The sequence below is a fragment of the Nocardioides sp. CCNWLW216 genome, assembly GCF_037120545.1.
Classification (GTDB): domain Bacteria; phylum Actinomycetota; class Actinomycetes; order Propionibacteriales; family Nocardioidaceae; genus Nocardioides; species Nocardioides lianchengensis.
On record NZ_JBBBBJ010000004.1, the window covers coordinates 135,031 to 159,629 of the forward strand.

The window sequence follows — 24,599 nt, forward strand, 5'->3', positions numbered from 1 at the left end:
TGACCCTAGGGCACCGCCCCGCGTCGTACGTCGGGAGCCGCCGCGAGGTCGGGCCGAAGCGCGGCGAGGACGTCGGCCAGCCGCCCGCCGGGGCCGGGTGCGGGGACGTCGACCGGGACGAACGAGCCGGGGCCGAGGTCGACGGCGTGGGAGTGGCGCTGCGCGTCGAGCAGGGGCAGCAGGGTCTCCACGTCGGCGACGCCCAGCCCGGTGTCGACGCCGTCGACCAGCGCGGGCTGCAGCAGGGCGAACAGGTCGGGGTCGGCGCGCGCGAGGAGGGTCAGGCCGGCCGACATCCGCGAGTTCAGCTCGGTCGGCCGGAAGCCGTCGGCGGTCAGCACGCCGTCGACGCCGAAGGCGCCCCGGTAGCCGTGCGCGGCGGCCAGGTGGGCGCCGACCCGGCGCACGAGGTCGCGCATCCGCTCCCGGTCGGTCGCGGGCGGGTCCCAATGGGTGGCGAGCCCGCCGTACACGAAGGCCCGCGCGGCGGGGTCGCGCAGCACGGCGATCTCGACCGGGCGGAACGCGGCCGTGCCGTCGGGCAGCACCAGGCCGTGGATCGAGCACGGGACCCCGTCGAGGAACGGCAGGACCCGCACCCGCGTGCAGTGCTGGGCGAAGAACGCCCGGGCCGTGCGCTGGTCGTCGGCGTCGCGCACCCAGCGTACGTAGTCGCCGCCGCCGCTGAACCCGTCACCCGACCAGACCGTGCCGAGCGCGTCGGCGAGCTCCGCGGTCGCGTCGGCCAGACCGGTCTCGTCGTCGACGGGCAGCAGGCGGGACGGGGAGTGGGGGACACCGGCAGCGACCCAGACCGCGTCGGCGCGGGACTTGTCCTCCAGGGCGAGGTACGACGCGGGCCGCCCGCCCGTCACCGGACGGCCGTCGATCGGCTCGTCGGTCGTGACGAACGGCGAGGTGACCCAGCAGCCGCGCCGGTCCGGGTCGACGGCGTCGATCGCGGCCCGGGCCGAGGCCGGCAGGGTCCGGACCAGCCGGTCGTGGAGCCGGAGCCCGTCGGTGGTCCACCGGGTCGGCGGCGCCTCCACCTCGACCACCGTGCACGACCCCGCGGGCGGCGGCTCACCGACGCCGGGACCGGTCGAGACGACCACGACCCGGCAGCCGAGTCGCCGCAGCCGGGCGACCCAAGGGGTCCAGCCGGCCAGGGTCCCCGGACCGAGCACGACCGGGCGGCCGGCGTACCGCTCGCCGAGCCGGGCCGCCAGGGCGGCGCGCACCGCCGGGTCGGCCAGGTCGGTGCGCACCTCCTAGGCCACGTCGATCTCGGTGGCCTCGGTCAGCGCGAGAAGCTCGTCCACGGTGGTCGAGAAGACCGCCGCGGGATGGCCCGCGGCCGCCCAGACCACCTCGTGGCGTCGCAGCCACGGGTCGAGGTACGTCGGGACGGGCGCCGGGTGGCCGATGGGGGAGACCCCGCCGATCACCTGGCCGGTGTGCTCGCGCACGAACTCGGGCGTGGCCCGCTTCAGCCGCTCCACCCCGATGTCCGCGGCGACCTTGGCGGTGTCGACCCGGTGGGCGCCGGAGGTGAGGATCAGCACCGGCCGACCGCCGGCGTCGAAGAGCAGGCTGTTGGCGATCGCGCCCACCTCGCAGCCGAGCGCCTCGGCGGCGAGTGCCGCGGTGTGGACCGAGTCCGGCAGAATGACGACCTCGCCGGTGCCCCCGCGTCGTGCGTGCTCGTCGCGAAAGCGCGTGATCGTGGGGTGCTCCGTGGTCATACTGCGGACTCTAGGTCCTCGCCGGACCTCCTTCGAAAGGAAATACATGGCCGGGAACCATCCGACCACCGTCACCCGCACGACCCAGGTGCTGGGCGTGCTGCTGGCCCTCGGGGCCGTCGCCGCGGTGCTCTCGGTGTTCCTGGAGGACTCGCTCATCCGGTCCTGGGCCGAGCACAACCCGTCGGTGCGCGAGACCTTCGAGAAGGGGGGTCTCGACGCGGTCAAGGACAGCCCCGTGCAGATCCCGGCGTTCGCGCCGGTCGCCGTGGTGTTGTTCGTCGTGATCGCCGGCCTGGCCCTCGTCCTGCTGGCGTTCGTCCGGATCGGCCACCTCTGGGCGCGCACCTGCCTGGCCGTCCTGGTCGCCTTCACCGCGCTGGGCACCATCGCCGGCCTGCGCACCGACCCACCCGGCCTGTACGTCGCCTTCGCGGCGGTCTCGCTGGTCATCGAGGTGGTCCTCGTCTACTTCCTGTTCCACCGCGACACCACCGCCTTCCTGCGCGAGGCGGACCGGTCGGATACCCCGGTCGACTGAGGCTCCTCCCGTCTCCCGGCACTGCCCTTGACGCACTGTCGGTGGCGCGGTGTACCGTTCAGGTGTTCGAACAAATGTTCGAACGGTCCGGCGGGAGCGACCTCGACCCCCGCTCCCGTCGGACCTCACGGGGTCGGCGGCACGAGGAGACGCACGTGAGCGACGCACGCAGCATGCCTGGAGTCACCCCCAACCCCTACGCCCTGCCGGCGACCACCCACGCCTATCTCGCCCGGTCGGCCGAGTCGCTGAGCGAGGCCGTCGGCGCGATCGACGTCCCGACCCGCTACGCCTGTGCGCACGTCGCGGCGCTGCGGGCGGCCGCCGCCCTGCTGGCGGCCCGGGCCCGGCCGACCCCGGCTCGGCGCCGACCGCAGAAGAACGCGTGGGTGCTGCTGACCGAGGTCGCGCCCGAGCTCACCGAGTGGGCGAGCTTCTTCGCCGCCGGGGCCGCCAAGCGGGCCGCAGCCGAGGCCGGCTCGACCCGCGCGGTCAGTGCCCGCGAGGCCGACGACCTGGTGCGCGACGCCGACCGCTTCCTCGGGGTGGTCGAGCGGGCCCTCGGCCTGGTGCCCCACGTCGGCTCCGCGGCGCCGGTCAGCCGCGCCGGCTGACGGCATCGTCCGACGACTCCGCCTGACGACAAGGGTTTCCCCGTCTGGACGGCGGGGGAGCGACGCCCTGGACTGGGTGCGCCCTCCCGCCCGTCCGATCGGAGTCCGCTGTGTCCCGTGCCGCCCGCGTGCCGGCCCTGCTGCTCGTCCCTCTCCTGGCCGCCGTCCTGGCCCTGGTCAACCCGTTCTCCGACGGCGCGCACGCCGCCGGTGAGATTGGCGTCGCCTCGGCGCGCGCCGGCCAGGACGGCTCGGTCGCCACGGTCCGCGGCTACGTCGTGGGCCAGCCGACGTCCGCGACCTCCGTGGTCACTAGCGGCTACCCCTCCGACTATGCGCTGGCGCTCGCCGACGCGCCCGGGGTGACCGACACCTCGCAGATGGTCTACGTGCAGGTCCCGAGCGCGTTCCGCGCCACCTGGGGGCTGAGGTCCCACCCCGAGCTGCTGGGTCGGCGCGTCGACGTGACGGGCGCGCTGGCGTCGTACTTCTCCCGGCCGGGGGTGACCGGGACCAGCGCCTTCGCCCTGGCCGACGGGGCCGTCGATCCCGAGCCGGACCCGGATCCCGACGCGGGCCCGCAGCCCGGCACCGGCGAGTACGACGAGACCTACTACGCCGATGCAGTCGGCAAGACCGGGCCCGAGCTCGAGGCTGCGCTGCACTCCATCATCTCGAGCGGTGTCACCAAACTGTCGTACGCCCAGGTCTGGGACGCGCTGAAGGAGACCGACGAGGATCCCGCCAACCCGAGCAACGTCATCGAGCTCTACACCGGCGACAGCATCGCCAAGAGCGCCAACGGCGGCGGGGTCGACCAGTGGAACCGTGAGCACGTGTGGGCCAAGAGCCACGGCGACTTCGGCACGGCCACCGGTCCGGGCACCGACGTCCACCACCTGCGGCCCGAGGACGTGTCGGTGAACTCCGACCGCGGCAACCTCGACTTCGACAACGGCGGCACGGAGAACGACGAGGCGCCCGGCAACTTCGCCGATGGTGACTCCTGGGAGCCCCGCGACGCCGTCAAGGGTGACGTCGCCCGGATGATCCTCTACATGTCGGTCCGCTACGAGGGGGACGACGGGTTCGCCGACCTGGAGGTCAACGAGGTCACCGGCAACGGCTCGGCCCCCCACATCGGCAAGCTCTCGACGTTGCTCGCCTGGAGCGCCGCCGACCCCGTCGACGCCTTCGAGATGCGCCGCAACGACGTGATCTTCGAGAGCTACCAGTTCAACCGGAACCCGTTCATCGACCACCCTGAGTGGGCGACCGAGATCTGGGGGAGCGCCGCTTGACCGCAGCGGCCCGGGCTGCGCTATCGTGGTCGCATCGAACACCTGTTCGATGACGTGAGCCCCGGGGTCGACCAGCCGGAAGGCGGACCGACCCGTGCCCGACGTAGCGCCCCCGCACCCCCTAGGGTGGTCGTCATGCCAGCGACCGAGCGTCCGAGCGAGCGGCGCGGCGCCGCTCGCACCGCCGTGGTGTGGGAGGCCCTGCGGCCGGTCCTGGACGCCTCCAACGGCGGGCTCGACGTTCTCGACATCGGCGGCGGGACCGGCGGGTTCGCGGTCCGGGTGGCCGAGCTCGGTCACCGGGTCGTCGTGGTCGACCCCAGTCCCGATGCCCTGGCCGCGCTGGACCGGCGGGCCCGGGAGCGTGGGGTGGAGGTCGCCGGCCAGCAGGGCGACCTGTCGAGCCTGCTCGACGTCACCGGCACGGCCGCGGCCGACGTGGTGCTGTGCCACGGCGTCCTCGAGGTGGTCGACGACCCGGCCGCCGCGCTCGCCACGCTCCGCGACGTCCTGCGTCCCGGCGGCACGCTCAGCCTCGTCGTCGCCCAGCGGCACGCCGCGGTGGTCGCGCGGGCCATGGCGGGCCACTTCCAGCAGGCCCTGGCCCTGCTCGACGACGCCTCGCCGTCCGGCCGGGCCGGGCGACGCTTCACTCACGACGAGCTGGTCGCCCTGCTCGCCGACGCCGGCTTCGCCGCCCTGCAGGTCCACGGCGTCCGGGTCTTCGCGGACCTGGTCCCCGGCTCCCTGCTGGAGCTCGAGCCCGGCGCCACCGCCGCGCTCGTCGAGCTCGAGCAGGCCGTCGCGCAGCGCCCCGAGTACCTCCCGCTCGCCACGCAGCTGCACGTCGTCGCGACCCGCTGACCTCTGCCCTGGTCGGGCCCGGCCGTGACGGCCGTGGTGACCCCGATCCTGCACGTCGACATGGACGCGTTCTACGCCTCCGTCGCCACCCGGGACCGACCCGACCTCCGCGACCAGCCCGTGATCGTCGGGGGCGGTCACCGAGGCGTCGTGCTGTCGGCGAGCTACCAGGCCCGCGCGTTCGGCGTCCGCTCCGGCATGCCCGGGGCCGAGGCGCGGCGGCTGTGCCCGCGGGCGGTGACCCTCGCGCCCGACTTCGACGCCTTCTCGACCGTCTCGCGCGCCGTCATGGAGACCTTCCGGCGGGTCACGCCCCTGGTCGAGGTGGCCTCCCTCGACGAGGCCTTCCTCGACGTCGGCGGTGCGGTCCGCCGGTTGGGTCCGCCCGAGGCGATCGCCGAGCAGCTGCGGGCCCGGATCCACGACGAGCAGGGCATCACCTGCTCCGTCGGTCTCGCCGCGACCCGCTCGGTCGCCAAGCTGGCCAGCCGGCGAGCCAAGCCCGACGGCGTGCTCTCCATCGCTCCCGACCAGGTGGTCGAGCAGCTGCACCCGCTCGACGTGGGCGAGTTGTACGGCGTAGGCGAGAGCACCCGCAGCGCGCTGCGCGCCCTGGGCCTGCACACGGTCGGCGACGTCGCCCGGATGCCCCTGGAGGTGCTCCAGCACCACCTCGGCCGCGCCTCCGGCGCCCACCTGATGGACCTCGCGCTGGGCACCGACTGCAGCGAGGTCGTGGCGCGCAACGCCGCGGGGTTCGGCCTCGGCGAGCCGGACCGGTCGATGGGCGCCCAGGAGTCCTTCGGGCGCGACTCCGCCGATCGGAGCTTCGTGCTCCGCCAGCTGCTGCGACTGGCCGCCCGCGTGTGCCGGCGGATGCGCGGCGCCGGCAAGGTCGGCCGCACGGTCGCCATCACCGTCCGCTATGCCGACTTCCGCACCCTCAACCGCTCGCGCACCCTGCCCGAGCCCACCGACGTCACCCAGGAGGTCTACCGCACCGCCGTCGGCCTGTACGACGCCCTCGGCGCTCACCGCGACCGCCTGCGGCTTGTGGGCGTGCGGGTCGAGGGACTGGTCCCGCGGGCGGGCGTCCATCACCAGTTGGAGCTGGGTGAGCCCGACCACGGCTGGGCTGACGCGGACCGGGCCGTGGACCGCGCGGTGGCGCGATTCGGGTCCGCTGTCGTGGGCCCGGCGAGCCTGCTGCGGCACGACCGGGGGACCCGTCGATCGGCCGCCGGATGAGCGGAGCGGGAACCGCTCGGGAGCAAAATGTCGATGACGGCTACCGTGTTCGTGAGGGCCTGCCTAGAATTGGTCCCACGCCAGGATCGGGGAGCCTGGCTGACGCGTTCGACCCCGTTGGAGGAACCGGTGCCACTCTCGGAAGAGGAGCTGCGACTGCTCGAGCAGATGGAGCGCGCCCTCGTCGAGGAGGATCCCAAGTTCGCCTCCACGCTGCGAGGCACGTCGCTGCGTCGGACGGCCCGTCGCCGGGCGATCGCCGCGGGGGCCGTCTTCGTGCTCGGCATGGCCGTCCTGCTCGCCGGCGCGATGACCAACTGGATCGTCGGCATCGTCGGCTTCGTGATCATGCTCGGCTCGGCGATCATCGGCCTGAACGCCGTCCGCGGCCAGCAGGCCGCAGCCGCCGCCGACGCCGCTCGCACCTCCGGGCACCCCTCCCACGGCTTCACCGTCATCGAGGGCGGCCGCCGTCCCCGTGGCCGCTCCCTGCGGGCCCCCCGTTCCTCCGGCTCCTTCATGGAGCGCATGGAGGAGCGCTGGCGCCGTCGCCGCGAGTCCGGCGGATTCTAGCCGAGACGCGTCAGCGGATCGGCTGTCGGTGGTCGAGCGAGCCGTCCGGCTGAGGGACGAAGCCGGATCCGGCGTGTCGGTCAGGGACGCTCCAGCGGCCTTGACGTTGGTGGTCGAGCGAGCCGTCCGGCTGAGGGACGAAGCCGGATCCGGCGTGTCGAGACCCATCCTGTTCTCGCCAGCAGCCCATCCGGCGACTCGCTGACGAAGCGCCACCGCCGACTCGGTTCTCAACTCGTGCCGACTCGGTTCTCAACTCGTGCCGACTCGGTTCTCAACTCGTGCCGACTCGGTTCTCAACTCGTGCCAACTCGGTTCTCAACTCGTGCCGACTCGGTTCTCAACTCCTGCCGACTCGGCCCTCAACTCCTGCCGACTCGGCCCTCAACTCCTGCCGACTCGGCCCTCAACTCGTGCCGACTCGGCGCAAGCGGGGGGACCATCAGCCCGCGTGGTCGACGACCCCGCCGTGCACCGACTCGGCCGGCCGGGAGGCTCCGGGCCGCCGCGAGTCGGCGGCAGGGGAGCCGAGGAGCGACCGCGGCCACCAGTCGGCGCGTCGTACCGCCCGCGGGGTGGCGCCGGCCCGCAGGCCGGCGATGCTCGCCTCGAGGTCCTCATGCAGGAGGCCGGCCTCGCCCGTCCCGCCGCGGGCGTAGCGCGACCGCTCGAGCGCGATCACGATCCGGTCTAGGGAGCTGGCCGGGCCGGGGGCCACGTGCCGGCCATGCGCCGGGCGCTCCGCGGCGGGTCCCTCGTCGTCGGGGTCACCGAGGAAGCCGGCCAGGTGCTCGCGGGTCTCGCGCGGCGATCGCTGCGCCGGCCACGGCACGCCGAGGTCGACGGCGCTGTCCCGCAGCTCGGCCCACACGGTCTCCGGGTCCCCGTCGAGGCGCCGGGTGCGCCGGGCGCGACGGAGGGTCCGGGGAAGGGTGAGGAGTCCGGCGAGGAGCAGGGCGCCGACGACGCCGCCGCCCACGGGCAGCCACGGGAACCCGCCGCCGGCGTCGTCACCGCTCGAGGTGCGGGGGTCCGCTGCCGCGGTGGGGCTGGCGCTCTCCGACGGGCCACGGCTGGGCCGGTCGTCGGGGTTCGAGGCAGTGGCGCTGGGCGTGGGGATCGGGGCCGTGTCGCCGACCTCGATGTCGGTGTACGACGGGACGCCGCTGGCCCGGCCGGCCGGGGTGGGCTCGAAGGCCACCCACCCGGAGCCGGGGATGAAGATCTCGGGCCAGGCGTGCAGGTCGAACGAGCTGTACTGGTAGGTCGAGCGGCTCACCCGCTCGGGGCTGAGGAACCCGACCGCCACCCGGGCGGGGATGCCGATCTCACGCGCCATGACGGCCATCGCGGAGGCGAACTGCTCGCAGTAGCCGACCCGATCGGTGAGGAACGCCTCGAGGTCGTCGGCGCCGTTGCCGAGGTCGACGTCGAGGGAGTACGTGAAGCCGCCGCCGTCGCGGAACCACTGCTGCAGGGCGACGGCCCGCTCGAAGGGGGAGGTGGCGTTCTCGGTGACGGCCAGCGCCAGGTCGCGGGCCATCGGGGTGAGGTCGTCCGGCACGCTGGTGAACTCGGAGCCGACCAGGCCCGCGGAGGGCGGGGCGGCGGCCATGTCCGCGGCGTCGAGCTCGAGGTCGACCGACGTCAGGTCGTAGCTCAGCCCCGCGGTGTCGAGGTCCTCGTCGCCGGCGATGAAGTCCATCGTCGCGTCGTCGTAGCGCCAGTCGCCCTCGGCCGTGATCGCACTGATCGGGGCCTGGGTGGGCAGCCAGCTGGACCGGAACGCGGAGCCGACGGAGATGGAGTAGTCGTGCTCGACGCGCGGCACGGTGTCGTCGACCCCGAGCAGCGGGGGCATCGCGCCGTCGGGCAGCTGGTCGGTCGGGATGGACCGGTCGCCCGACGTCCACTCCTCGTCGCTGAACCGGTTCAGCACCGAGATCCGCAGGTACGACGGCGTCGGGTCGTCGGTCGTCACCCGGAGCAGGTCCAGGTCGACGTCGCGCTTGAGATCGCGGCGCAGGTCGGTCATCGGGTTCTCGAGGGTGATCTCGTCGTCGCCCCCGGAGCCGGGACCGAAGTCGAACAGGTGCAGGTCGAGGGTGGGGATGGCGAGCGGCACCACGATGGCCAGGGCGGTCGCGACCCCGCCGATGGCGCCGGCGCTCGCGCGAGCGGCCCCGGTGCGCACGGTGAACGTGCTCGGGTCGGTGACGGTCGGGTCGGTGCCGAGCGGGCGGCCCCAGCGGGCGATCTGCTCGTTCTCGTGCAGGAAGAGCAGGGCGAGGAACCCGGCGGCGCACAGGGCGAAGATCCACCACGACAGGCCGGCGTCGAGCATGCTCACCGGAACGGTGAAGACCGCGAGCAGCGGCAGCCCGGCCAGCGGCACCCGGCGCAGGGTGCCCGCGATCAGGTCGACCAGGAGCAGGCAGGCCAGCCCGCCCGCGATCAGCAGCGGGTCGATCGGCGGGACGCGCTGCGGGACCGGCGGGGCGTACTGGTTGGCGCTCGCTCCGGCGTCGGAGAAGACGTCGATCAGCTCGGCGTACGACGGGCCGAGCGGCACGGGCGACCCGACGAGGATCCAGCAGGCCGCCGCCGCGGAGAGCAGGACCTGGAGGGGGAAGAGGAGGGCGCCGGGCACCCGGTACCAGCGGCCCAGGGCACCGCTGGCGGCGACCACGGCGGCAAGCAGGAGCAGTGGCCGGAGGTAGCCGGCCGAGTCCTCGGCGAAGCCGCGCCACGAGAGCATCGCGACCCAGGTGGTCGCAGCCGCCACCGCGGCGGTGAGCAGCGACGCGGTCAGGGCGGAGGCGGTGCGGGGAGCGCGGCTCATCGGCTGCCCGCTCGGTCGGGGGCCCGCGTGCTGCGCCGGGCGAGCTCCTGCCAGGCCGTCTCCAGCCGGTCGCGCGGACCGAGCGGCACCGCCCGCCAGCCCTGCTGGGCCAGGACCGGGGTGGCACCGCCGGTGCTCGCGGCCGGCGAGGTCCACGCCTCCACGTCGAGGGCGACGGCGAGCGCGGAGCCGGTGTGGTGCTGCATCCGACGCAGCACCGGCATGTCGAAGCCCTCGACCGCGCCCAGGACGGCGACGGTCAGACCGCCGTGGGACTGCTCGGTGAGCCAGCCGGTGTCGAGCTGGGGTGCCTGCACCGCCTCGACGACGGCGAGCGCCTCCAGCAGGGCCGCACCGTTGAGGTCGGCGTCGCGCAGGTGCCAGGCGGAGCCGCGCTCCTCGCCGGTGGCGGTGACCAGGCGGACCGTGAAGCCGCGCTGGCTGAGGTGCAGGGCGATCGAGGCGGCTGCGGAGACGGCGGCCTCCAACGAGGAGGCGATGCCCTGACCACGGTGGGCGCGCAGCCGGTTGTCGAGGAAGAGCGTCGCCCGCGACTGCCAGGGCTGCTCCTCGCGGCGCACCATGAGCTCGCCCATCCGGGCCGAGCTGCGCCAGTGCACGCGGCGCAGGTCGTCGCCGCGGCGGTACTCCCGCACGGTGACATCCTCGGCGGACCCGGTCGCGAACGCGCGGGGCCGATTGTCGCCGGACCCGGTCCAGGCGCCGCCCAGGGGGATCGTCGGCAGCGGGACCGTGCGCGGCGTGACGGTCAGCGGCACGGTGGTGCGGAACGCGCGGCCCAGCTCGACGAAGCCGAACGGGTCGCCGACCCGCACCGTCATCGGGCCGATCTCGAAGCGGCCCCGGACGTCGGAGCGGACCTGGTAGGTGACGTGCCGCCGCCAGCCGTGGCCGATGCCCTCCAGCACGAACCGGGGCCGGGTGCCGAGGACGTACGGCACGTGGTCCTCGAGCAGCAGCACCCCGCTGGGGGTGCGCCCCTCGTTGGTGAGGGTCAGGTTGACCCGGGCCGGCTGCCCGGCCGCGACCAGCTGCGGGCTCACGGTCCGCACCAGGGCCAGCCGGTAGCGGCTGCGTCCGAGGACGACGGCGGTGACGAGGGGGAGGGCGAGCACCAGCACCCCCACCCGGGTCAGCGCCGGCTGCCCGAGGACGACGGCGCAGACGACCGCGGTGGTGCCGGCGGCCAGGAAGGCCCGGCCGCGGACGGTGAGCCCGGCGAGTGCCTCGCGCACCGGCTAGACCTGGCTCGGCCGCGCGTCCGGGACGGGTACGCCGGCGACCAGCCCGTCGAGGATCGTGCCCGTGGACCGCCCGCTCATCGCGGCCTCGACGCTGGGCAGCAGCCGGTGCGCGAGCACCGGGCGGGCCAGGCCGCGCACGTCGTCGGGGAGCACGAAGTCGCGTCCGTGCATGGCGGCGTACGCCTTGGCCGCGCGCACGAGGTGCAGCGTCGCCCGCGGCGACGCGCCCAGGGTCAGCTCGTCGGTACGACGGGTGGCCGCGGCCAGCGCGACGACGTACCGCTGCACGGCCTCGGACACGTGCACCTGGCCGACGATGGCGGTGAGCTTGCGGATCTCGGCGGCGTCGGTCACCGGCTCCAGGTCGTCGAGCGGGTTCGCGGAGGTGTGGCTCGCGATCATCGCGATCTCGGCGGCCTCGACCGGGTAGCCGACCGAGACCCGGCACATGAACCGGTCGCGCTGGGCCTCGGGCAGCGCGTACGTGCCCTCCATCTCGACCGGGTTCTGGGTCGCGATGACCATGAACGGCGTCTCGAGCGTGTACGTCGCGTTGTCGACCGTGACCTGACGCTCCTCCATGCACTCCAGGAGCGCGGACTGCGTCTTGGGGGAGGCCCGGTTGATCTCGTCGCCGACCACGATGTTGGCGAAGACGCCCCCGGGGCGGAACTCGAACTGCCGGGTGTCCTGGTTGAACACCGACACGCCGGTGACGTCGGAGGGCAGCAGGTCCGGCGTGAACTGGATCCGGCGGACCGTCGAGTCGATGCTCCGGGCCAGTGCCTTGCTGAGCATCGTCTTGCCGACACCCGGCACGTCCTCGATGAGGAGGTGCCCCTCGGCGAGCAGCACCACGAGTGCTGAGCTCACCACGTCGGGCTTGCCCTCGATGACGGACTCGATGTTGCCCCGGATCCGCCCGACCACGTGGGCCAGCGTCTCCAGGTCGGCTCCTGCTGCAGTCGGCGTGCTCACGCTCGATCGATCCTTCCCCGTCCGTCCCCACCTCGGTCCCTCAACCGTAGGGCGTGCGCGCAACTTACGCGGTGCGGTCCGTCCACACCTGACGTTCCTACGACTCGCGAGGGGTCGGTTCGGTTGCCCCACCCGTCCTCCACCCACGCCCCACCTCGGCGTCGGTTTCCCCCACCGCGCCCCACCACCGGCCCGCGGAGGGCCGTCGTACCCCTCTGACCTGGGCAGACGCGCGGGTGCGGGGGAGCGGGGCCGGCCGGGTAGATCGCCCGAACGGCCCGGAAACAGACGCGCAGACACGCTCGATGTGGTTGACGGTGGGGCGATGTGGGGTAATGTGGAGCGAAGTGGGGGAAGAGGGAATCGACATGGAGGTGCCGGGTGTTCCTGGGCACGTTCACGCCGAAGCTCGATGACAAGGGCCGCCTCTTCCTTCCCGCGAAGTTCAGGGACCGACTCGGAGAGGGGCTCGTGGTGACGCAGGGTCAGGAGAACTGCCTGGTCGTGTGGCCCACGGACGTCTTCATGGAGGAGGCCACCCGGGCTCGGGCCACGCCGATGACCGTGCGGAGCGCGCGTGAGTACGCGCGGGTCCTCTTCGCGGGCGCCGACGAGGGCGCGCTCGACAAGCAGGGCCGGATCGGCATCCCCGCGAACCTGCGGGAGTACGCCGGCCTCGACAAGGACGTGGTCGTGATCGGCGTCATGGACCGGATCGAGATCTGGGACCCCGCCCGCTGGCGGGAGTTCTCCACCGGAGCCCAGCAGAAGTTCGCCGAGCTCGACGAGGAGCCCAGCACCACCTAGCTCCACCACACACAGCAGCACAACGGACGCGCAGGGCCAGGTCTCGTGCCCGCTCTCTCACCGCCAGCTGGGATCACTTCCCCGGTTCCAGACGGCGACTTCCCCGGGAGAGCGGGCAGGGACCTGGCCCTGCGGATCCGTTTCGGGACAGCTTCACCAGTAGTTCACCGGACGGGGTCGAGATGAGCAGCACACCAGTGGAAGACGGACGGCGGGTGCGCCACCAGGCGCGCGACGCCGTCGTCCTCATGACGTTCTCCGCCGTCGTGTCCGTGGGCGCCGCCCTCACCGTCGTCCTGCTCACCCACCTCGGGCGCTGACCCGGACATGGCCTCCCCCCTCCACGTCCCCGTCCTCCTGGACCGGGTCGTCGCCCTGCTGGCGCCCGCGCTCGAGCGCGACGGCGCCGTGCTGGTCGACTGCACGCTCGGCCTCGGCGGCCACAGCGAGGCCGTCCTCGAGCGGGTGCCGACCGCGCGCGTCATCGGGGTCGACCGCGACCCCGCGGCGCTCGAGCTGGCCGGTGCCCGGCTGGCGCCGTACGGCGACCGGTTCACCGGTGTCCTCGCCGTGTACGACGAGATCGCCGACGTCGTCGCCGACCAGGGCCTGAGGACCGTGGACGCCGTCCTCTTCGATCTCGGCGTCTCCTCCATGCAGCTCGACGTCCGCGAGCGCGGATTCGCGTACGCCGAGGACGCGCCGCTCGACATGCGCATGGGCCGCACCGGCCCGACCGCCGCCGACGTTCTCAACACCTACTCGGCCGCCGAGCTGACCCGGGTGCTGCGCGACTACGGCGAGGAGAAGTTCGCCCGCAAGATCGCCGGCGCGGTCGTCCGCGAGCGCGAGCGGACGCCGTTCACGACATCGGCCCGCCTGGTCGAGCTGCTCTACGACGAGATCCCGGCCCCGGCCCGTCGTACCGGGGGACACCCGGCGAAGCGGACCTTCCAGGCGCTGCGGATGGAGGTCAACGACGAGCTGGCCGTGCTCCGCCGCGCGATGCCTGCCGCGATCGCCGCGATCGGCGTCGGCGGCCGGGTGGTCGTGGAGTCCTACCACTCGCTCGAGGACCGGCTGGTCAAGCAGGCGTTCACCGCCGTGACCCGCTCCGAGGTCCCGCCCGACCTGCCGTTCGTGCCTGAGGGCAGCGAGCCGGCGCTCCGGCTGGTCACCCGCGGCGCCGAGAAGGCCGACGCCACCGAGACAGCGCAGAACCCCCGAGCCGCGTCCGTGCGGCTGCGGGCCGTCGAACGAGTCCGTCCCTCTTCCCCGGGAGCCACCAGATGAGCAGTGCAGCATGAGCCAGCCCGCCGCCTCGCTGCGGTCCCGCGTCCCCCGCATCGCCGGCGCCGCCGTCGAGCGGGCTCGCCTGACCGTCGTCCCCCGCACCCGCGCCGTCCGTGCGCCGCGCGTGCCGTTCGTGCTGTTCGTCAGCGCCATCCTGCTGATGGGCGTGGTCGGGCTGCTGATGTTCAACACCTCGATGCAGCAGACGTCGTTCACGATCAGCACCTACCAGGAGCGGGCCACCAGCCTGGCCGCCCGGGAGGAGCAGCTGACCGCCGAGCTGGAGAAGGAGCGCGACCCGCAGACCCTGGGCGAGCGCGCCCAGCGCGAGGGCATGGTGCTGCCCGACTGCACCGGCTTCCTCGACACCGTCACCGGCGAGGTCACCGGCAAGCCGTGCACGACCACCGGCGACAACAGGCTTCCGGTGAACACGGAGGACGTGAAGGTCCCTCCGCTGCTCGACCCGCCGCCGAACGTCGTGACGGTCCGCGGCGAGCCCTCCGCCAACCAGCCCGCCGCCGGGGATAAGAAGAACCAGCCGAAGAACGACGACGCCCGCTGATGGCGCGAGGGAGCACCGTGAGCCGAGACCGCCAGCCGGCGACCAGGCGTGGGAACCTGCGCGGGTCCCCGCAGCTGCGCCTGCGGATCGGGTTCGTCCTGATCGCCATGGTGCTCTCCGCCTTCGGCGCGCGCCTGGTCCAGCTGCAGGGCCTCGACCCGAACGGGTACGCCGCGATGGCGGCCGCCGAGGGTCTGAAGACCGTCGACCTGCCGGCCGAGCGCGGCGAGATCCTCGACCGCAACGGCGAGCCGCTCGCCGACTCGGTCGACGGCGCGATGGTGGTCGCCGACCCGACGCTGACGGCCGCGGACGCCCCGGCGCTGGCCAAGTTCCTGGCCAACCGCCTCGACGTCGACTACTTCACGATCCTCCCGCGGCTGCGCGGCCAACGGGAGAAGGGCAGTCGCTTCGAGTACATCGCCCGGCAGGTCCCGGCCGCCCAGGCCACCGCGGTCGTCGAGGCCGCCGAGGAGGAGGGGTACGACGGGCTCCGCACCGAGCGCGACCCGGTCCGCACCTACCCGAACGACGACGTCGCCGCCAACCTGATCGGCTTCGTCGGCACCCCCGACGCGGCCGGGCGCGACCGGCCGCTGGCCGGCATGGAGCTGGCCTTCAACCAGGTGCTCTCCGGCAAGGACGGGACGGCGTCGTACCAGCGGGGCGCGGGGAGCAAGATCCCCCTCGGGGAGAGCACCACCGTGCCTGCCGTGGACGGCCAGGACATCACCACGACCATTGACCGCGACCTGCAGTGGTACACCCAGCGGGTCCTGCGCCAGACCGTGAAGTCCTCCGGCGGCTCGTCGGGCTACGCGATCGTCATGGACTCCCGCACGGGCGAGCTGCTGACGGTCGCGGACTACCCGACCTTCAACGCCAACAAGCCGGCCGAGTCCCCGAAGTCGAACCGGATCTCGCGGGCGCTGAGCGACCCCTACGAGCCCGGCTCGGTGCAGAAGGTGCTCTCGCTGAGCGCCCTGCTCGACACCGGGCGGGTCTCCCCGCGACTGCGGCTGACCGTGCCCGGCAGCCTGGACCGCCAGGACCGGCCGATCGGCGACTGGTTCGACCACGGCACCATCCGGCTGACCCTGGCCGGGGTGCTCGCGAAGTCCTCCAACATCGGCACCGTGCTGGCCACCGATCAGTTCCAGGACGGCGAGCTGCGGGCCTACCTGGAGCGGTTCGGCCTGGGCGCGAAGACCGGGATCGGCGTGCTCGGCGAGACGCCGGGCATCCTCCCGAGCCCCGGCGCCTGGACCAGCCAGGCCGAGGACCGGATCAGCTTCGGCCAGTCGATCTCCGTGAACGCGGTGCAGATGGCCGCGGCGGTCAACACGATCGCCAACGGCGGCGTCCGCGTGGACCCCAACATCATCAAGGGCTCGGCGAGCATGGCCGACGGCACCGTCGTCGGCACCGACACCGCGAAGAAGGAGCGGGTCGTCAGCGAGAGGGCGGCCGAGCAGACGGCGCGGATGATGGAGCGGGTCCTCGACCCCGAGGACGGCGTCGCGCCCGGGGCGGCCGTGCCCGGCTACCGGGTGGCCGGCAAGACCGGCACCGCGCAGCGGGTGGCCGAGGAGTGCGGCTGCTACGACGGCAGCACCACCGTCTCCTTCGGCGGCTTCGCCCCGGCCGACGACCCCCGGTTCACCGTCTACGTCGTGGTCCAGGACCCGGCCAAGGGCAGCGGCGGCGGCTCGGTCGGCGGCCCGGCGTTCTCCAAGATCATGGGCTACGCCCTGCGGCGGTACGGCGTGGCGCCGACCGGCACCGAGCCGTCGAAGCTGCCGGTCGAGTGGTGAGCGGTCGTCCGTCGTGGCCGGATACCCTCGCCCGGTCATGACCGACCCCCTCCTCCCGCGCCCCCAGCACCCGCCCCGCACCTCGACGACCGACCTGGCCGCCTTCCTCGGCGTACCCGCCCCGGAGGCCGGGGCGGTCGTGACGGGGGTGAGCCTGAGCTCGCAGCGGGTCCGCCCCGGCGACCTGTACGCCGCGCTGCCGGGGGCCCGGGCCCACGGGATCGACTTCGCCGAGCAGGCGATCGCGTCCGGCGCGGTCGCGCTGCTGACCGACCCGGCCGGAGCGGAGCGCGCCCCGAGCGGCGTGCCGGTCCTGGTCGTCGACGAGCCGCGCCGGGTCCTGGGCCGGCTCAGCGCCGAGGTCTACGGCAACCCCACGGAGCGGCTGCGGATGGTCGGGGTGACCGGCACTCAGGGCAAGACCACCACCACCCGGCTCGCCGAGGGCGGGCTGGCCGCCGCCGGGGTCACCGTCGGCGTCATCGGCACGCTCGGCACCCGGGTCGCGGGCGAGGACGTCAAGACGGCGTTGACCACCCCCGAGGCGCCCGACCTGCACGCGCTCTTCGCGCTGATGGTCGAGCGCGGGGTCGAGGTCTGCCTGATGGAGGTCTCCAGCCACGCGCTGGTGCTGGGCCGGGTCGACGGCGTGGTCTTCGACGTCGCGGTGTTCCTCAACCTGGGCCGCGACCACCTCGACTTCCACGAGACGGTCGAGGACTACTACGCCGCCAAGGCGTCGCTGTTCACTCCTGAGCGCGCCCGGCGGGCCGTGGTGAACGCCGACGACGAGCACGGCCGCCGGCTCGCGGGGGAGACCGCGCTGGCCGTGGCGACCTTCTCGGCGCAGGGCGCGGCCGCCGGCTGGCGCGCCGCCGAGGTGAGCGCCCACCCCAGCGGCTCGGACTTCGTCGTGCTCGATCCCGGGGGCCGACGGATCGCCGCCGGGGTGCCGCTCGCCGGCGGGTTCAACGTCGCCAACGCGCTCGCGGCGATCGCGGCGGCGGGGGAGGCCGGGCTCGAGGCCGGCGCCGTCGCGGCCGGCATCGCCGGTCTGTCCGGCGTCCCCGGCCGGCTCGAGCGGGTCGACGCGGGCCAGGACTTCGAGGTCGTCGTCGACTACGCCCACAAGCCGGACGCCGTCGAGGCGGCGATCCGCACCCTGCGCCCGCTGACGGCCGGGCAGGTGATCGTGGTGCTCGGCGCCGGCGGCGACCGTGACCCGGGCAAGCGCCCGATCATGGCCGGGATCGCCGGCCGGCTGGCCGACGTCCTGGTCGTCACCGACGACAACCCGCGCACCGAGGACCCGGCCGCGATCCGGGCCGCGATGCTGGCCGGCACCCACGACGCCACCGCCGAGGTCGTCGAGGTCGGCGACCGTCGTACCGCCGTGGCGGAGGCGCTGCGCCGGGCCCGCCCGGGCGACATCGTGCTGGTGGCCGGCAAGGGCCACGAGACCGGCCAGGAGGTCGCGGGTGTCGTGCATCCCTTCGACGACCGCGTGGTGGTGCGCGAGGAGCTGGCCCGGATGAGCAAGAATGGCGGGTCGCGCTCGACAGCGCCCGCGACCCCCGAGACGAAAGTGAGTGACCGATGAGAGCGATCCTGGTCGGTGGGGGACTGGCCCTGCTGATCTCGCTGCTCGGCACCCGTCTGGCCATCCGGCAGTTCACCCGGTGGGGCTACGGCCAGGAGATCCGCGACGACGGGCCCACGACCCACCACACCAAGCGCGGCACGCCGACCATGGGCGGCGTCGTCATCATCCTCGCCACGCTGCTCGGGTACGTCGCCGCGAAGCTCGTCTCCGGCACGATGCCGACGGCGTCGGCGATGCTGCTGCTGTTCCTCTTCGTCGGCATGGGCCTGGTCGGCTTCCTCGACGACTTCATCAAGATCTACAAGCAGCGCAGCCTGGGCCTGCGGAGCAAGGCCAAGATGGTCGGCCAGACGCTCATCGCACTGGTCTTCGGCTACCTCGCCCTCTCCGACCACCTCGAGGACGACCGCGGCCAGACCCCCGCCTCGAACCACATCTCGTTCATCCGCGACTTCGAGAGCTGGGCCCTGCCGACCGTGGTGGTGCTGGCCCTGATCTGGCTGGTGGTCACCGCGACCAGCAACGCGGTCAACCTGACCGACGGCCTCGACGGGCTGGCCACGGGCGCGAGCGTGATGGTCTTCGGCGCCTACACCCTGGTCAACATCTGGCAGAACAACCAGTGGTGCGGCCAGCAGGACATCACCTACGGCAAGTGCTACGAGGTGCGCGACCCGCTCGACCTGGCGATCATCGCGGCCGCGATCACCGGCGCCTGCTTCGGCTTCCTGTGGTGGAACGCCGCGCCGGCCCAGATCTTCATGGGAGACACCGGCTCGCTGGCCCTCGGCGGCGCACTCGCCGGCCTGGCGATCCTCACCCGCACCGAGCTGCTGCTGGTGATCGTCGGCGGCCTGTTCGTCGTCGAGACGGTCTCCGTGATGCTCCAGGTGACCACCTTCAAGGTCACCCGACGGCTGACCGGCACCGGGCGGCGGGTCTTCCGGATGACGCCGATCCACCACCACTTCGAGATGCTCGGCTGGGAGCAGATCACCGTCGTGATCCGCTTCTGGATCATCACCGGCCTCTGCGTCGCCGCCGGCCTCGGCATCTTCTACGCCGAGTGGGTCGCAGGCACGTGAGCGGCCCGGACGCCCTCGGTCGGCACGACTCCTGGGAGGGCGTCCGTGCGGTCGTCGCGGGCTTCGGCTCCGCCGGCTTCGCGGCCGCCGACAACCTGACCCACCTGGGTGCGGGCGTGACCGCCCTCGACGAGTCCGCGGCGGGCCGCGAGGAGGAGGCCGAGCTCCTGGAGGTGCTCGGCGCCACCATCCGGCTCGGCGCCGGCGCCACGGCCACCCTGCCCGACGACGTCGACCTGGTCGTCGCCTCCCCGGGGTGGGAGGACTCGCCGTTGCTGGCCGCCGCCCGCGAGCGCGGCCTGCCTGTCTGGGGCGAGGTCGAGCTGGCCTGGCGGCTGCGCGACCCCGGCACCCCCTGGCTCTGCGTGACGGGGGCCCGCGACCCGGGCCGCGCCGTCCTGATGCTCGCGGCGGTGCTGCGGGCCGCTGGCCGTCGTACCGTCCCGGCGGGGGCGGGCGGCCTGCCCCTGGTCGAGGCGGTCATGGACCCCGAGCCGTACGACGCCCTCGCCATCGGACTCACCGCCGCCCAGCTGCGGGGCAGCGGGGCGATGGCCGCTGCCTCCGCCGCGGTGCTCGACGTGGGCGCCGAGCCGGGCCTGGGCCGGGTCTACGAGCAGGTCGAGCAGGCCTGCGTCTACCAGCTCGCCGACCCGGCGACCGAGGACCTGGTCCGCGAGGCCGACGTGGTCGAGGGCGCCCGGGCGATCGGGATCACCCTCGGCGTCCCGGGCGTGGGGATGCTCGGCGTGGTGGAGGACCTGCTGGTCGACCGGGCGTTCATCGCGGACCGTGGGTCGAGCGCCGCCGAGCTGTGCTCGGTGGAGGACCTGCCGGACCTGACCCCGGAGGTGGTCCAGGACGCCCTGGTGGCCGCGGCGCTGGCCCGTGCGCACGGTGTCGACCAGGTCGCGGTCCGGGACGGGCTGCGGGCTTTCACGACACGCGCCTGAGGTCCGGGGCTTCCGGGCGGACGCCGGTGAAGATGGTCCGGTGACCGTGATCGAGGGCCCCGGCCAGAGCTTCCGGCGACCCCGGCTGCGCTCGCTCGCGACGGTCCGGGAGGCGCTCGACCGCCCGCTGACGACGTACTACCTGCTGCTCGGGGCCTCGGCCCTGCTGCTCACCATCGGCCTGATCATGGTGCTGAGCTCCTCGAGCGTCTACTCCTTCGGCCGGACCGGCGACTCCTACGCCATCGTCAAGCGCCAGCTGGTGTGGGTGGTGATCGGCGTGCCCTGCGCGTGGATCGCCAGCCGATTGCCGCACCGATGGGTGCGGCAGCTGACCTACCCGGCCTTCTCGGTGTCGCTGGTGCTGCTGATCCTGACCGCGGCCTTCGGCGTGGAGCGCAACGGCAACCAGAACTGGCTCGCCGTCGGCCCCGTGGAGATCCAGCCCTCCGAGATCGCCAAGCTCTCGCTGGTGATCTGGGCGGCCCACATCTACGCCAACAAGGAGCGTCGCCTCGACAGCCTCCACCAGGTCATCGTCCCGGTGGTGCCCGGCATGCTGATGGCGACCGGCCTGGTCGTGGTCGGCCGCGACCTCGGCACGGCGCTCGTCCTGGTCGCGATCCTGGTCGGGATGCTGTTCGTGGTCGGGGCTCCGCGACGCTTCTTCACCATCTGCCTGATGGCCATGGCCACGGTGGTCCTCGCGCTGGCGACGACCGACGCGGAGCGGCTGGGCCGGATCACCGGCTTCCTCGACCCGTTCCGCGACTTCAACGACACCGGCTGGCAGCCGGCCCACGGGCTCTACGCGCTGTCGTCGGGTGGCGTCTTCGGCGAGGGCATCGGCGCCAGCCGCCAGAAGTGGGGCACCCTGCCCGAGGCGCACACCGACTACATCTTCGCGGTGCTCGGCGAGGAGCTCGGCCTGGTCGGCACCCTGCTGGTGGTGCTGCTCTTCCTCACCATCGCCTACGCCGCGCTGCGGGTCGCCCGCGAGACCGCCGACCCGTTCGTCCGCTACGCCACGTTCGGCATCGTCATCTGGCTGCTCGGCCAGATGATCATCAACGTCGGCATGGTCCTCGCGCTGCTGCCGGTCATCGGCATCCCGCTGCCCCTCATCTCCTACGGCGGCTCCGCGCTGCTGCCCTCGCTCGTCGCGCTGGGGCTGGTCATCGGCTTCGCCCGCCGCGAGCCCGAGGCCGCGCGCGCCCTGGCCCAGCGCCGGAAGGCCCGCTCCGCCGGGCTGTCCGCGGGCCGGCTTCCGTAGGGTCGGGGTCGATATGCGCGTCCTACTCGCCGGCGGCGGCTCCGCCGGCCACACCTCGCCCCTGCTCGCCACCGCCGACGCCCTGCGCCGGCTCGACCCCACCGTCGAGATCACCTGCCTCGGCACCCGCGAGGGCCTGGAGGCCCACGTCGTGCCCGCGGCCGGCTACCCCCTCGAGTTCGTGCCCCGGGTGCCGCTGCCGCGCCGCCCGGGCGCCGACCTGCTCCGGGTGCCGGGCCGGCTCCGGGCCGCCCGCGCGGCCGCCCTGGAGGTCGTCGACCGGGTCCGGCCCGACGTGGTCGTCGGCTTCGGCGGCTTCGTCTCGGTGCCCGCCTACCTCGCGGCGCGCAAGCGCGGGCTGCCGCTGGTGGTCCACGAGGGCAACACCGTCCCCGGCATCGCCAACAAGCTGGGCGCCCGGTTCACCACCCACGTCGCGACCAGCTTCCCGGGCACCGAGCTGCGCCACGGCCGGTACGTCGGCCTGCCGGTCCGCCGGATGATCTCCACCCTCGACCGGGCCGCCCTGCGGGCCGAGGGCCGCGCCCACTTCGGGCTCGACGCCGACGGTCCGGTGCTGCTGGTCACCGGCGGCTCCCAGGGTGCGCGCAGTCTCAACCGGTCGGTCTCCGGAGCGGCCGCCGACCTGGCCGCCGCCGGCATCCAGGTGCTGCACGTCCAGGGCAAGCACGGCGGGGCCGAGCCCGCGACCACGCCCGGCGTGGCGGGCCCGCCGTACGTCGTCGTCGACTTCGTCGACCGGATGGACCTCGCCTACGCCGCCGCCGACGCGGTGGTCTGCCGGGCCGGCTCCAACACCGTCTTCGAGGTCTCCGGGCTCGGGCTGCCGGCGGTCTACGTGCCGCTGCCGATCGGCAACGGCGAGCAGGCCCTCAACGCCCGGCCCGTCGTCGACGCCGGCGGCGGCCTCCTGGTGGCCGACGCCGACCTCACGCCCGACTGGGTCCGCGCTCACGTCCCCGGCCTGCTCGGCGACGCCGACCGACTGGGCGCCATGGGCGCTGCGGCCGCCGGCCTGATCCCGCTCGACGCCGACGAGAAGCTGGCCCGCCTGGTGCTCGAGGCGGGCGCCGCATGAGGGTCCCCGTCCCCGCGGAGGTGCTGCCCGCCGACCGGCTGGGCCGGGTGCACTTCGTCGGCATCGGCGGCGCCGGCCTGTCGGGCATCGCCCGGATCATGCTCGCCCGCGGCCTCACGGTCAGCGGCAGCGACGGCGCCGACTCGCCGACCCTCGACGCCCTGCGCGCGGCCGGGGCCCGCGTGCACGTCGGCCACGACGCCGCGCAGGTCGGCGACGCCGACACGCTCGTGGTCTCCACGGCGGTGCGGGAGGACAACCCCGAGTACGTCGAGGCGCTGCGTCGTGGGCTGCGGGTGCTTCCGCGCTCGACCGCGCTCGCAGCCGTGATGGCCGGGCGGCGGGTGCTCGCGGTGGCCGGCACCCACGGCAAGACCACCACCACCTCGCTGCTGACGGTCGCCCTGCAGGCGGCCGGCGCGGACCCGACGTACGCCATCGGCGGCGAGCTGTCGGCCACCGGCGTCAACGCCGCCGAGGGCAGCGGCGAGCTCTTCGTGGCCGAGGCCGACGAGAGCGACGGGGCCTTCCTCCACTACGCGCCGTACGCCGCGATCGTCACCAACGTCGACGCCGACCACCTCGACCAGTGGGGCACCCCGGAGGCGTACGCCGCGGCCTTCGACGAGTTCGCCGACACCCTCGACCCCGAGGGGTTCCTCGTGTGCGTGGTCGACGACCCGGGCGCGGCCCGGCTCGCCGACCGTCACGAGGCCGCCGGTCGCCGGGTGGTCCGGGTCTCCGCGCGCGAGCCCGGCGCCCTGGCCGGCGTCGCGCTCTGGTCGCCGGGGGAGCACTACCTCGCCGATGCGCTCGCCGCCCTCGCGGTCGGGCGCACGCTCGGGCTCGACGAGGACGACCTGGTCCGCGGGCTGGCGTCGTACACCGGCACCAAGCGGCGGATGGAGCGCAAGGGCGAGGTCGGCGGCGTGCGCGTCTACGACAGCTACGCCCATCACCCGGTCGAGATCGCGGGCGACCTGCAGGCCGCCCGGGTGCTGGCCGGCGAGGGGCGCCTGGTCGTCGCCTTCCAGCCCCACCTGGTCTCACGCACGCGCATCTTCGGCACCGCCATGGGCACGGCGCTCGGCGCGGCCGACGAGGTCGTCGTGCTCGACGTCTACCTGGCCCGCGAGGACCCCGACCCCGACGTGACCGGCGCGCTGGTCGCGGACGCCGTACCCCTCCCGCGGGAGCGGGTCGTGCACGTGGCCGGCATCGACGAGGCGGCCCGGGAGCTGGTCGCCCGGGCCCGGCCCGGCGACCTGGTGCTCACCCTCGGCGCCGGCGACGTGACGCACACCGGTCCGCAGGTCCTCGCGCTGCTCGAGGAAGCCGGTGGCTGAGCCGGCCGACGACCGGGACGACACCGCGGAGCGCACCCGGCGACGGTTCGTCCGCCGGCAGTGGCGGCGCCGCTGGCTCGCCTGGCGCTACGTCGCGGCGATCGTGCTGCTGCTCGGCCTGGTCGGCGGCACCGTGTACGCCGTCTACTTCTCCGCCTGGCTCTCCGTGCAGGGGGTCGAGGTGTCCGGGACCCGCACGGTCTCGGCCGGTGTGGTGCGTGACGCCGCGCGCGTCCCCGAGGGCGATCCGCTCGCGACCGTCGACCTGAACGCGATCCGGGCCCGGGTCGAGGCGCTCGCGCCGATCCGCTCGGCCGACGTCACCCGTCAGTGGCCGGACCAGGTCCGCGTCGAGGTGGTTGAGCGGGTGCCGGTGGCCGTCGTCGAGCTCGGCGGCCAGGTCCGGGGCATGGACGAGGACGGCGTGCTGTTCCGCCGCTACCGCTCGGTGCCGGACTCCCTCCCGCTCGTGAAGGCCGGGTCGGGCGCCGACAGCGAGACGCTCCGCGAGGCGGCGACGGTGGTCGGGTCGCTCCCGGCCGGGCTGGCCGCCGACGTCCTGCGCCTGGACGTCGACTCCGTCGACGGGATCCGTCTGGTGCTCCGCGACGACCGGCAGGTCGTGTGGGGGAGCGCCGACGAGTCGGACCTGAAGGCCGAGGTGCTGGCGAAGCTGCTCGCGCAGGACGCCGCGACGTACGACGTCAGCGTGCCCTCGCGACCCACCACGTCGGAGAAGCCGCCGACCTCCTGACGGCGTGTCGGCGCCATCGGGGGCCCGGCGCTGCCT

At 74.0% G+C, this 24,599-nt stretch carries 23 protein-coding genes; 18 read left to right on the plus strand and 5 right to left on the minus strand.

Going from position 1 to position 24,599, the window contains the following annotated elements:
• Nucleotides 1-5: 5 nt before the first annotated feature.
• Nucleotides 6-1,268: a hypothetical protein gene (locus V7S47_RS10810; protein WP_336561567.1), complete on the minus strand. Its 1,263-nt coding sequence runs from the start codon at nt 1,266-1,268 to the stop codon at nt 6-8.
• A 3-nt stretch (nt 1,269-1,271) separates the two neighbouring features.
• A complete protein-coding gene (locus V7S47_RS10815; RefSeq protein ID WP_090854598.1) occupies nt 1,272-1,745 on the minus strand; it encodes a YbaK/EbsC family protein in 474 nt (157 codons plus the stop codon).
• Nucleotides 1,746-1,791: 46 nt separating this feature from the next.
• Between V7S47_RS10815 and V7S47_RS10820 the strand changes: the two genes are divergently transcribed.
• From V7S47_RS10820 to V7S47_RS10845, 6 genes are all read left to right on the plus strand, one after another.
• Nucleotides 1,792-2,286 carry a hypothetical protein gene (locus V7S47_RS10820; protein WP_336561569.1) on the plus strand — a complete coding sequence of 165 codons (495 nt, stop codon included), beginning with the start codon at nt 1,792-1,794 and terminating at the stop codon, nt 2,284-2,286.
• Nucleotides 2,287-2,441: 155 nt separating this feature from the next.
• Complete coding sequence (locus V7S47_RS10825) at nt 2,442-2,900, plus strand: SAV_6107 family HEPN domain-containing protein (RefSeq protein ID WP_336561570.1); 459 nt, start codon at nt 2,442-2,444, stop codon at nt 2,898-2,900.
• Nucleotides 2,901-3,010: 110 nt separating this feature from the next.
• Nucleotides 3,011-4,201: an endonuclease gene (locus V7S47_RS10830; protein WP_336561571.1), complete on the plus strand. Its 1,191-nt coding sequence runs from the start codon at nt 3,011-3,013 to the stop codon at nt 4,199-4,201.
• A gap of 135 nt (nt 4,202-4,336) precedes the next feature.
• Nucleotides 4,337-5,065, plus strand: a complete 729-nt coding sequence (locus tag V7S47_RS10835; RefSeq protein ID WP_336561572.1) for a methyltransferase — start codon at nt 4,337-4,339, stop codon at nt 5,063-5,065.
• 24 nt (nt 5,066-5,089) lie between these two features.
• On the plus strand, nt 5,090-6,313 hold the full coding sequence (dinB, locus tag V7S47_RS10840) for a DNA polymerase IV (RefSeq protein WP_336561573.1): 1,224 nt from the start codon (nt 5,090-5,092) through the stop codon (nt 6,311-6,313).
• A gap of 129 nt (nt 6,314-6,442) precedes the next feature.
• Nucleotides 6,443-6,886: a DUF3040 domain-containing protein gene (locus tag V7S47_RS10845; RefSeq protein ID WP_336561574.1), complete on the plus strand. Its 444-nt coding sequence runs from the start codon at nt 6,443-6,445 to the stop codon at nt 6,884-6,886.
• A gap of 442 nt (nt 6,887-7,328) precedes the next feature.
• On the opposite strand, the gene V7S47_RS10850 is transcribed toward V7S47_RS10845, so the two are convergent.
• From V7S47_RS10850 to V7S47_RS10860, 3 genes are read right to left on the minus strand one after another with little or no spacing between them, the layout of a single operon-like run.
• On the minus strand, nt 7,329-9,728 hold the full coding sequence (locus V7S47_RS10850; protein WP_336561575.1) for a DUF3488 and transglutaminase-like domain-containing protein: 2,400 nt from the start codon (nt 9,726-9,728) through the stop codon (nt 7,329-7,331).
• Complete coding sequence (locus tag V7S47_RS10855; RefSeq protein WP_336561576.1) at nt 9,725-10,984, minus strand: DUF58 domain-containing protein; 1,260 nt, start codon at nt 10,982-10,984, stop codon at nt 9,725-9,727. The genes V7S47_RS10850 and V7S47_RS10855 overlap by 4 nt, the downstream gene beginning before the upstream one ends.
• Before the next feature lie 3 nt (nt 10,985-10,987).
• Complete coding sequence (locus tag V7S47_RS10860; RefSeq protein ID WP_336561577.1) at nt 10,988-11,971, minus strand: AAA family ATPase; 984 nt, start codon at nt 11,969-11,971, stop codon at nt 10,988-10,990.
• Between the two features lie 381 nt (nt 11,972-12,352).
• On the opposite strand from V7S47_RS10860, the gene mraZ reads away from it, so the two are divergent.
• The 12 genes from mraZ to V7S47_RS10920 all read left to right on the plus strand — a co-directional run bounded on the left by mraZ (nt 12,353) and on the right by V7S47_RS10920 (nt 24,563).
• Nucleotides 12,353-12,778: a division/cell wall cluster transcriptional repressor MraZ gene (mraZ, locus tag V7S47_RS10865; RefSeq protein ID WP_090854621.1), complete on the plus strand. Its 426-nt coding sequence runs from the start codon at nt 12,353-12,355 to the stop codon at nt 12,776-12,778.
• Nucleotides 12,779-12,960: 182 nt separating this feature from the next.
• A complete protein-coding gene (locus V7S47_RS10870) occupies nt 12,961-13,098 on the plus strand; it encodes a hypothetical protein (RefSeq protein WP_170867000.1) in 138 nt (45 codons plus the stop codon).
• A gap of 7 nt (nt 13,099-13,105) precedes the next feature.
• Nucleotides 13,106-14,071: a 16S rRNA (cytosine(1402)-N(4))-methyltransferase RsmH gene (gene rsmH, locus V7S47_RS10875; RefSeq protein WP_336561578.1), complete on the plus strand. Its 966-nt coding sequence runs from the start codon at nt 13,106-13,108 to the stop codon at nt 14,069-14,071.
• Between the two features lie 10 nt (nt 14,072-14,081).
• Nucleotides 14,082-14,636: a hypothetical protein gene (locus tag V7S47_RS10880; RefSeq protein ID WP_336561579.1), complete on the plus strand. Its 555-nt coding sequence runs from the start codon at nt 14,082-14,084 to the stop codon at nt 14,634-14,636.
• 17 nt (nt 14,637-14,653) lie between these two features.
• Nucleotides 14,654-16,450 carry a peptidoglycan D,D-transpeptidase FtsI family protein gene (locus V7S47_RS10885; RefSeq protein WP_336561580.1) on the plus strand — a complete coding sequence of 599 codons (1,797 nt, stop codon included), beginning with the start codon at nt 14,654-14,656 and terminating at the stop codon, nt 16,448-16,450.
• Between the two features lie 94 nt (nt 16,451-16,544).
• Nucleotides 16,545-18,050: a UDP-N-acetylmuramoyl-L-alanyl-D-glutamate--2,6-diaminopimelate ligase gene (locus V7S47_RS10890; protein WP_442945345.1), complete on the plus strand. Its 1,506-nt coding sequence runs from the start codon at nt 16,545-16,547 to the stop codon at nt 18,048-18,050.
• Nucleotides 18,047-19,138: a phospho-N-acetylmuramoyl-pentapeptide-transferase gene (gene mraY, locus V7S47_RS10895; protein ID WP_090854638.1), complete on the plus strand. Its 1,092-nt coding sequence runs from the start codon at nt 18,047-18,049 to the stop codon at nt 19,136-19,138. Before V7S47_RS10890 ends, mraY begins: the two co-directional genes overlap by 4 nt.
• On the plus strand, nt 19,135-20,091 hold the full coding sequence (locus V7S47_RS10900; protein WP_336561582.1) for a hypothetical protein: 957 nt from the start codon (nt 19,135-19,137) through the stop codon (nt 20,089-20,091). The genes mraY and V7S47_RS10900 overlap by 4 nt, the downstream gene beginning before the upstream one ends.
• A 40-nt stretch (nt 20,092-20,131) precedes the next feature.
• Nucleotides 20,132-21,364, plus strand: coding sequence for a putative lipid II flippase FtsW (gene ftsW / locus V7S47_RS10905; RefSeq protein WP_090854644.1), 1,233 nt, complete (start codon nt 20,132-20,134; stop codon nt 21,362-21,364).
• Between the two features lie 13 nt (nt 21,365-21,377).
• Nucleotides 21,378-22,463: a UDP-N-acetylglucosamine--N-acetylmuramyl-(pentapeptide) pyrophosphoryl-undecaprenol N-acetylglucosamine transferase gene (locus tag V7S47_RS10910; protein WP_336561583.1), complete on the plus strand. Its 1,086-nt coding sequence runs from the start codon at nt 21,378-21,380 to the stop codon at nt 22,461-22,463.
• A complete protein-coding gene (murC, locus tag V7S47_RS10915; RefSeq protein WP_336561584.1) occupies nt 22,460-23,809 on the plus strand; it encodes a UDP-N-acetylmuramate--L-alanine ligase in 1,350 nt (449 codons plus the stop codon). Before V7S47_RS10910 ends, murC begins: the two co-directional genes overlap by 4 nt.
• Nucleotides 23,802-24,563, plus strand: coding sequence for a cell division protein FtsQ/DivIB (locus V7S47_RS10920; RefSeq protein ID WP_336561585.1), 762 nt, complete (start codon nt 23,802-23,804; stop codon nt 24,561-24,563). Before murC ends, V7S47_RS10920 begins: the two co-directional genes overlap by 8 nt.
• The last annotated feature ends 36 nt before the right edge of the window (nt 24,564-24,599 follow it).

Excerpts from the sequence above, each read along its gene's own strand:
- V7S47_RS10815 (WP_090854598.1), bottom strand. The coding sequence starts at position 1,745 with ATGACCACGGAGCACCCCACGATCACGCGCTTTCGCGACGAGCACGCA.
- V7S47_RS10820 (WP_336561569.1), top strand. The coding sequence starts at position 1,792 with ATGGCCGGGAACCATCCGACCACCGTCACCCGCACGACCCAGGTGCTG.
- V7S47_RS10835 (WP_336561572.1), top strand. The coding sequence starts at position 4,337 with ATGCCAGCGACCGAGCGTCCGAGCGAGCGGCGCGGCGCCGCTCGCACC.
- V7S47_RS10850 (WP_336561575.1), bottom strand. The coding sequence starts at position 9,728 with ATGAGCCGCGCTCCCCGCACCGCCTCCGCCCTGACCGCGTCGCTGCTC.
- V7S47_RS10870 (WP_170867000.1), top strand. The coding sequence starts at position 12,961 with ATGAGCAGCACACCAGTGGAAGACGGACGGCGGGTGCGCCACCAGGCG.
- rsmH (WP_336561578.1), top strand. The coding sequence starts at position 13,106 with ATGGCCTCCCCCCTCCACGTCCCCGTCCTCCTGGACCGGGTCGTCGCC.
- V7S47_RS10880 (WP_336561579.1), top strand. The coding sequence starts at position 14,082 with ATGAGCCAGCCCGCCGCCTCGCTGCGGTCCCGCGTCCCCCGCATCGCC.
- mraY (WP_090854638.1), top strand. The coding sequence starts at position 18,047 with ATGAGAGCGATCCTGGTCGGTGGGGGACTGGCCCTGCTGATCTCGCTG.
- V7S47_RS10910 (WP_336561583.1), top strand. The coding sequence starts at position 21,378 with ATGCGCGTCCTACTCGCCGGCGGCGGCTCCGCCGGCCACACCTCGCCC.
- murC (WP_336561584.1), top strand. The coding sequence starts at position 22,460 with ATGAGGGTCCCCGTCCCCGCGGAGGTGCTGCCCGCCGACCGGCTGGGC.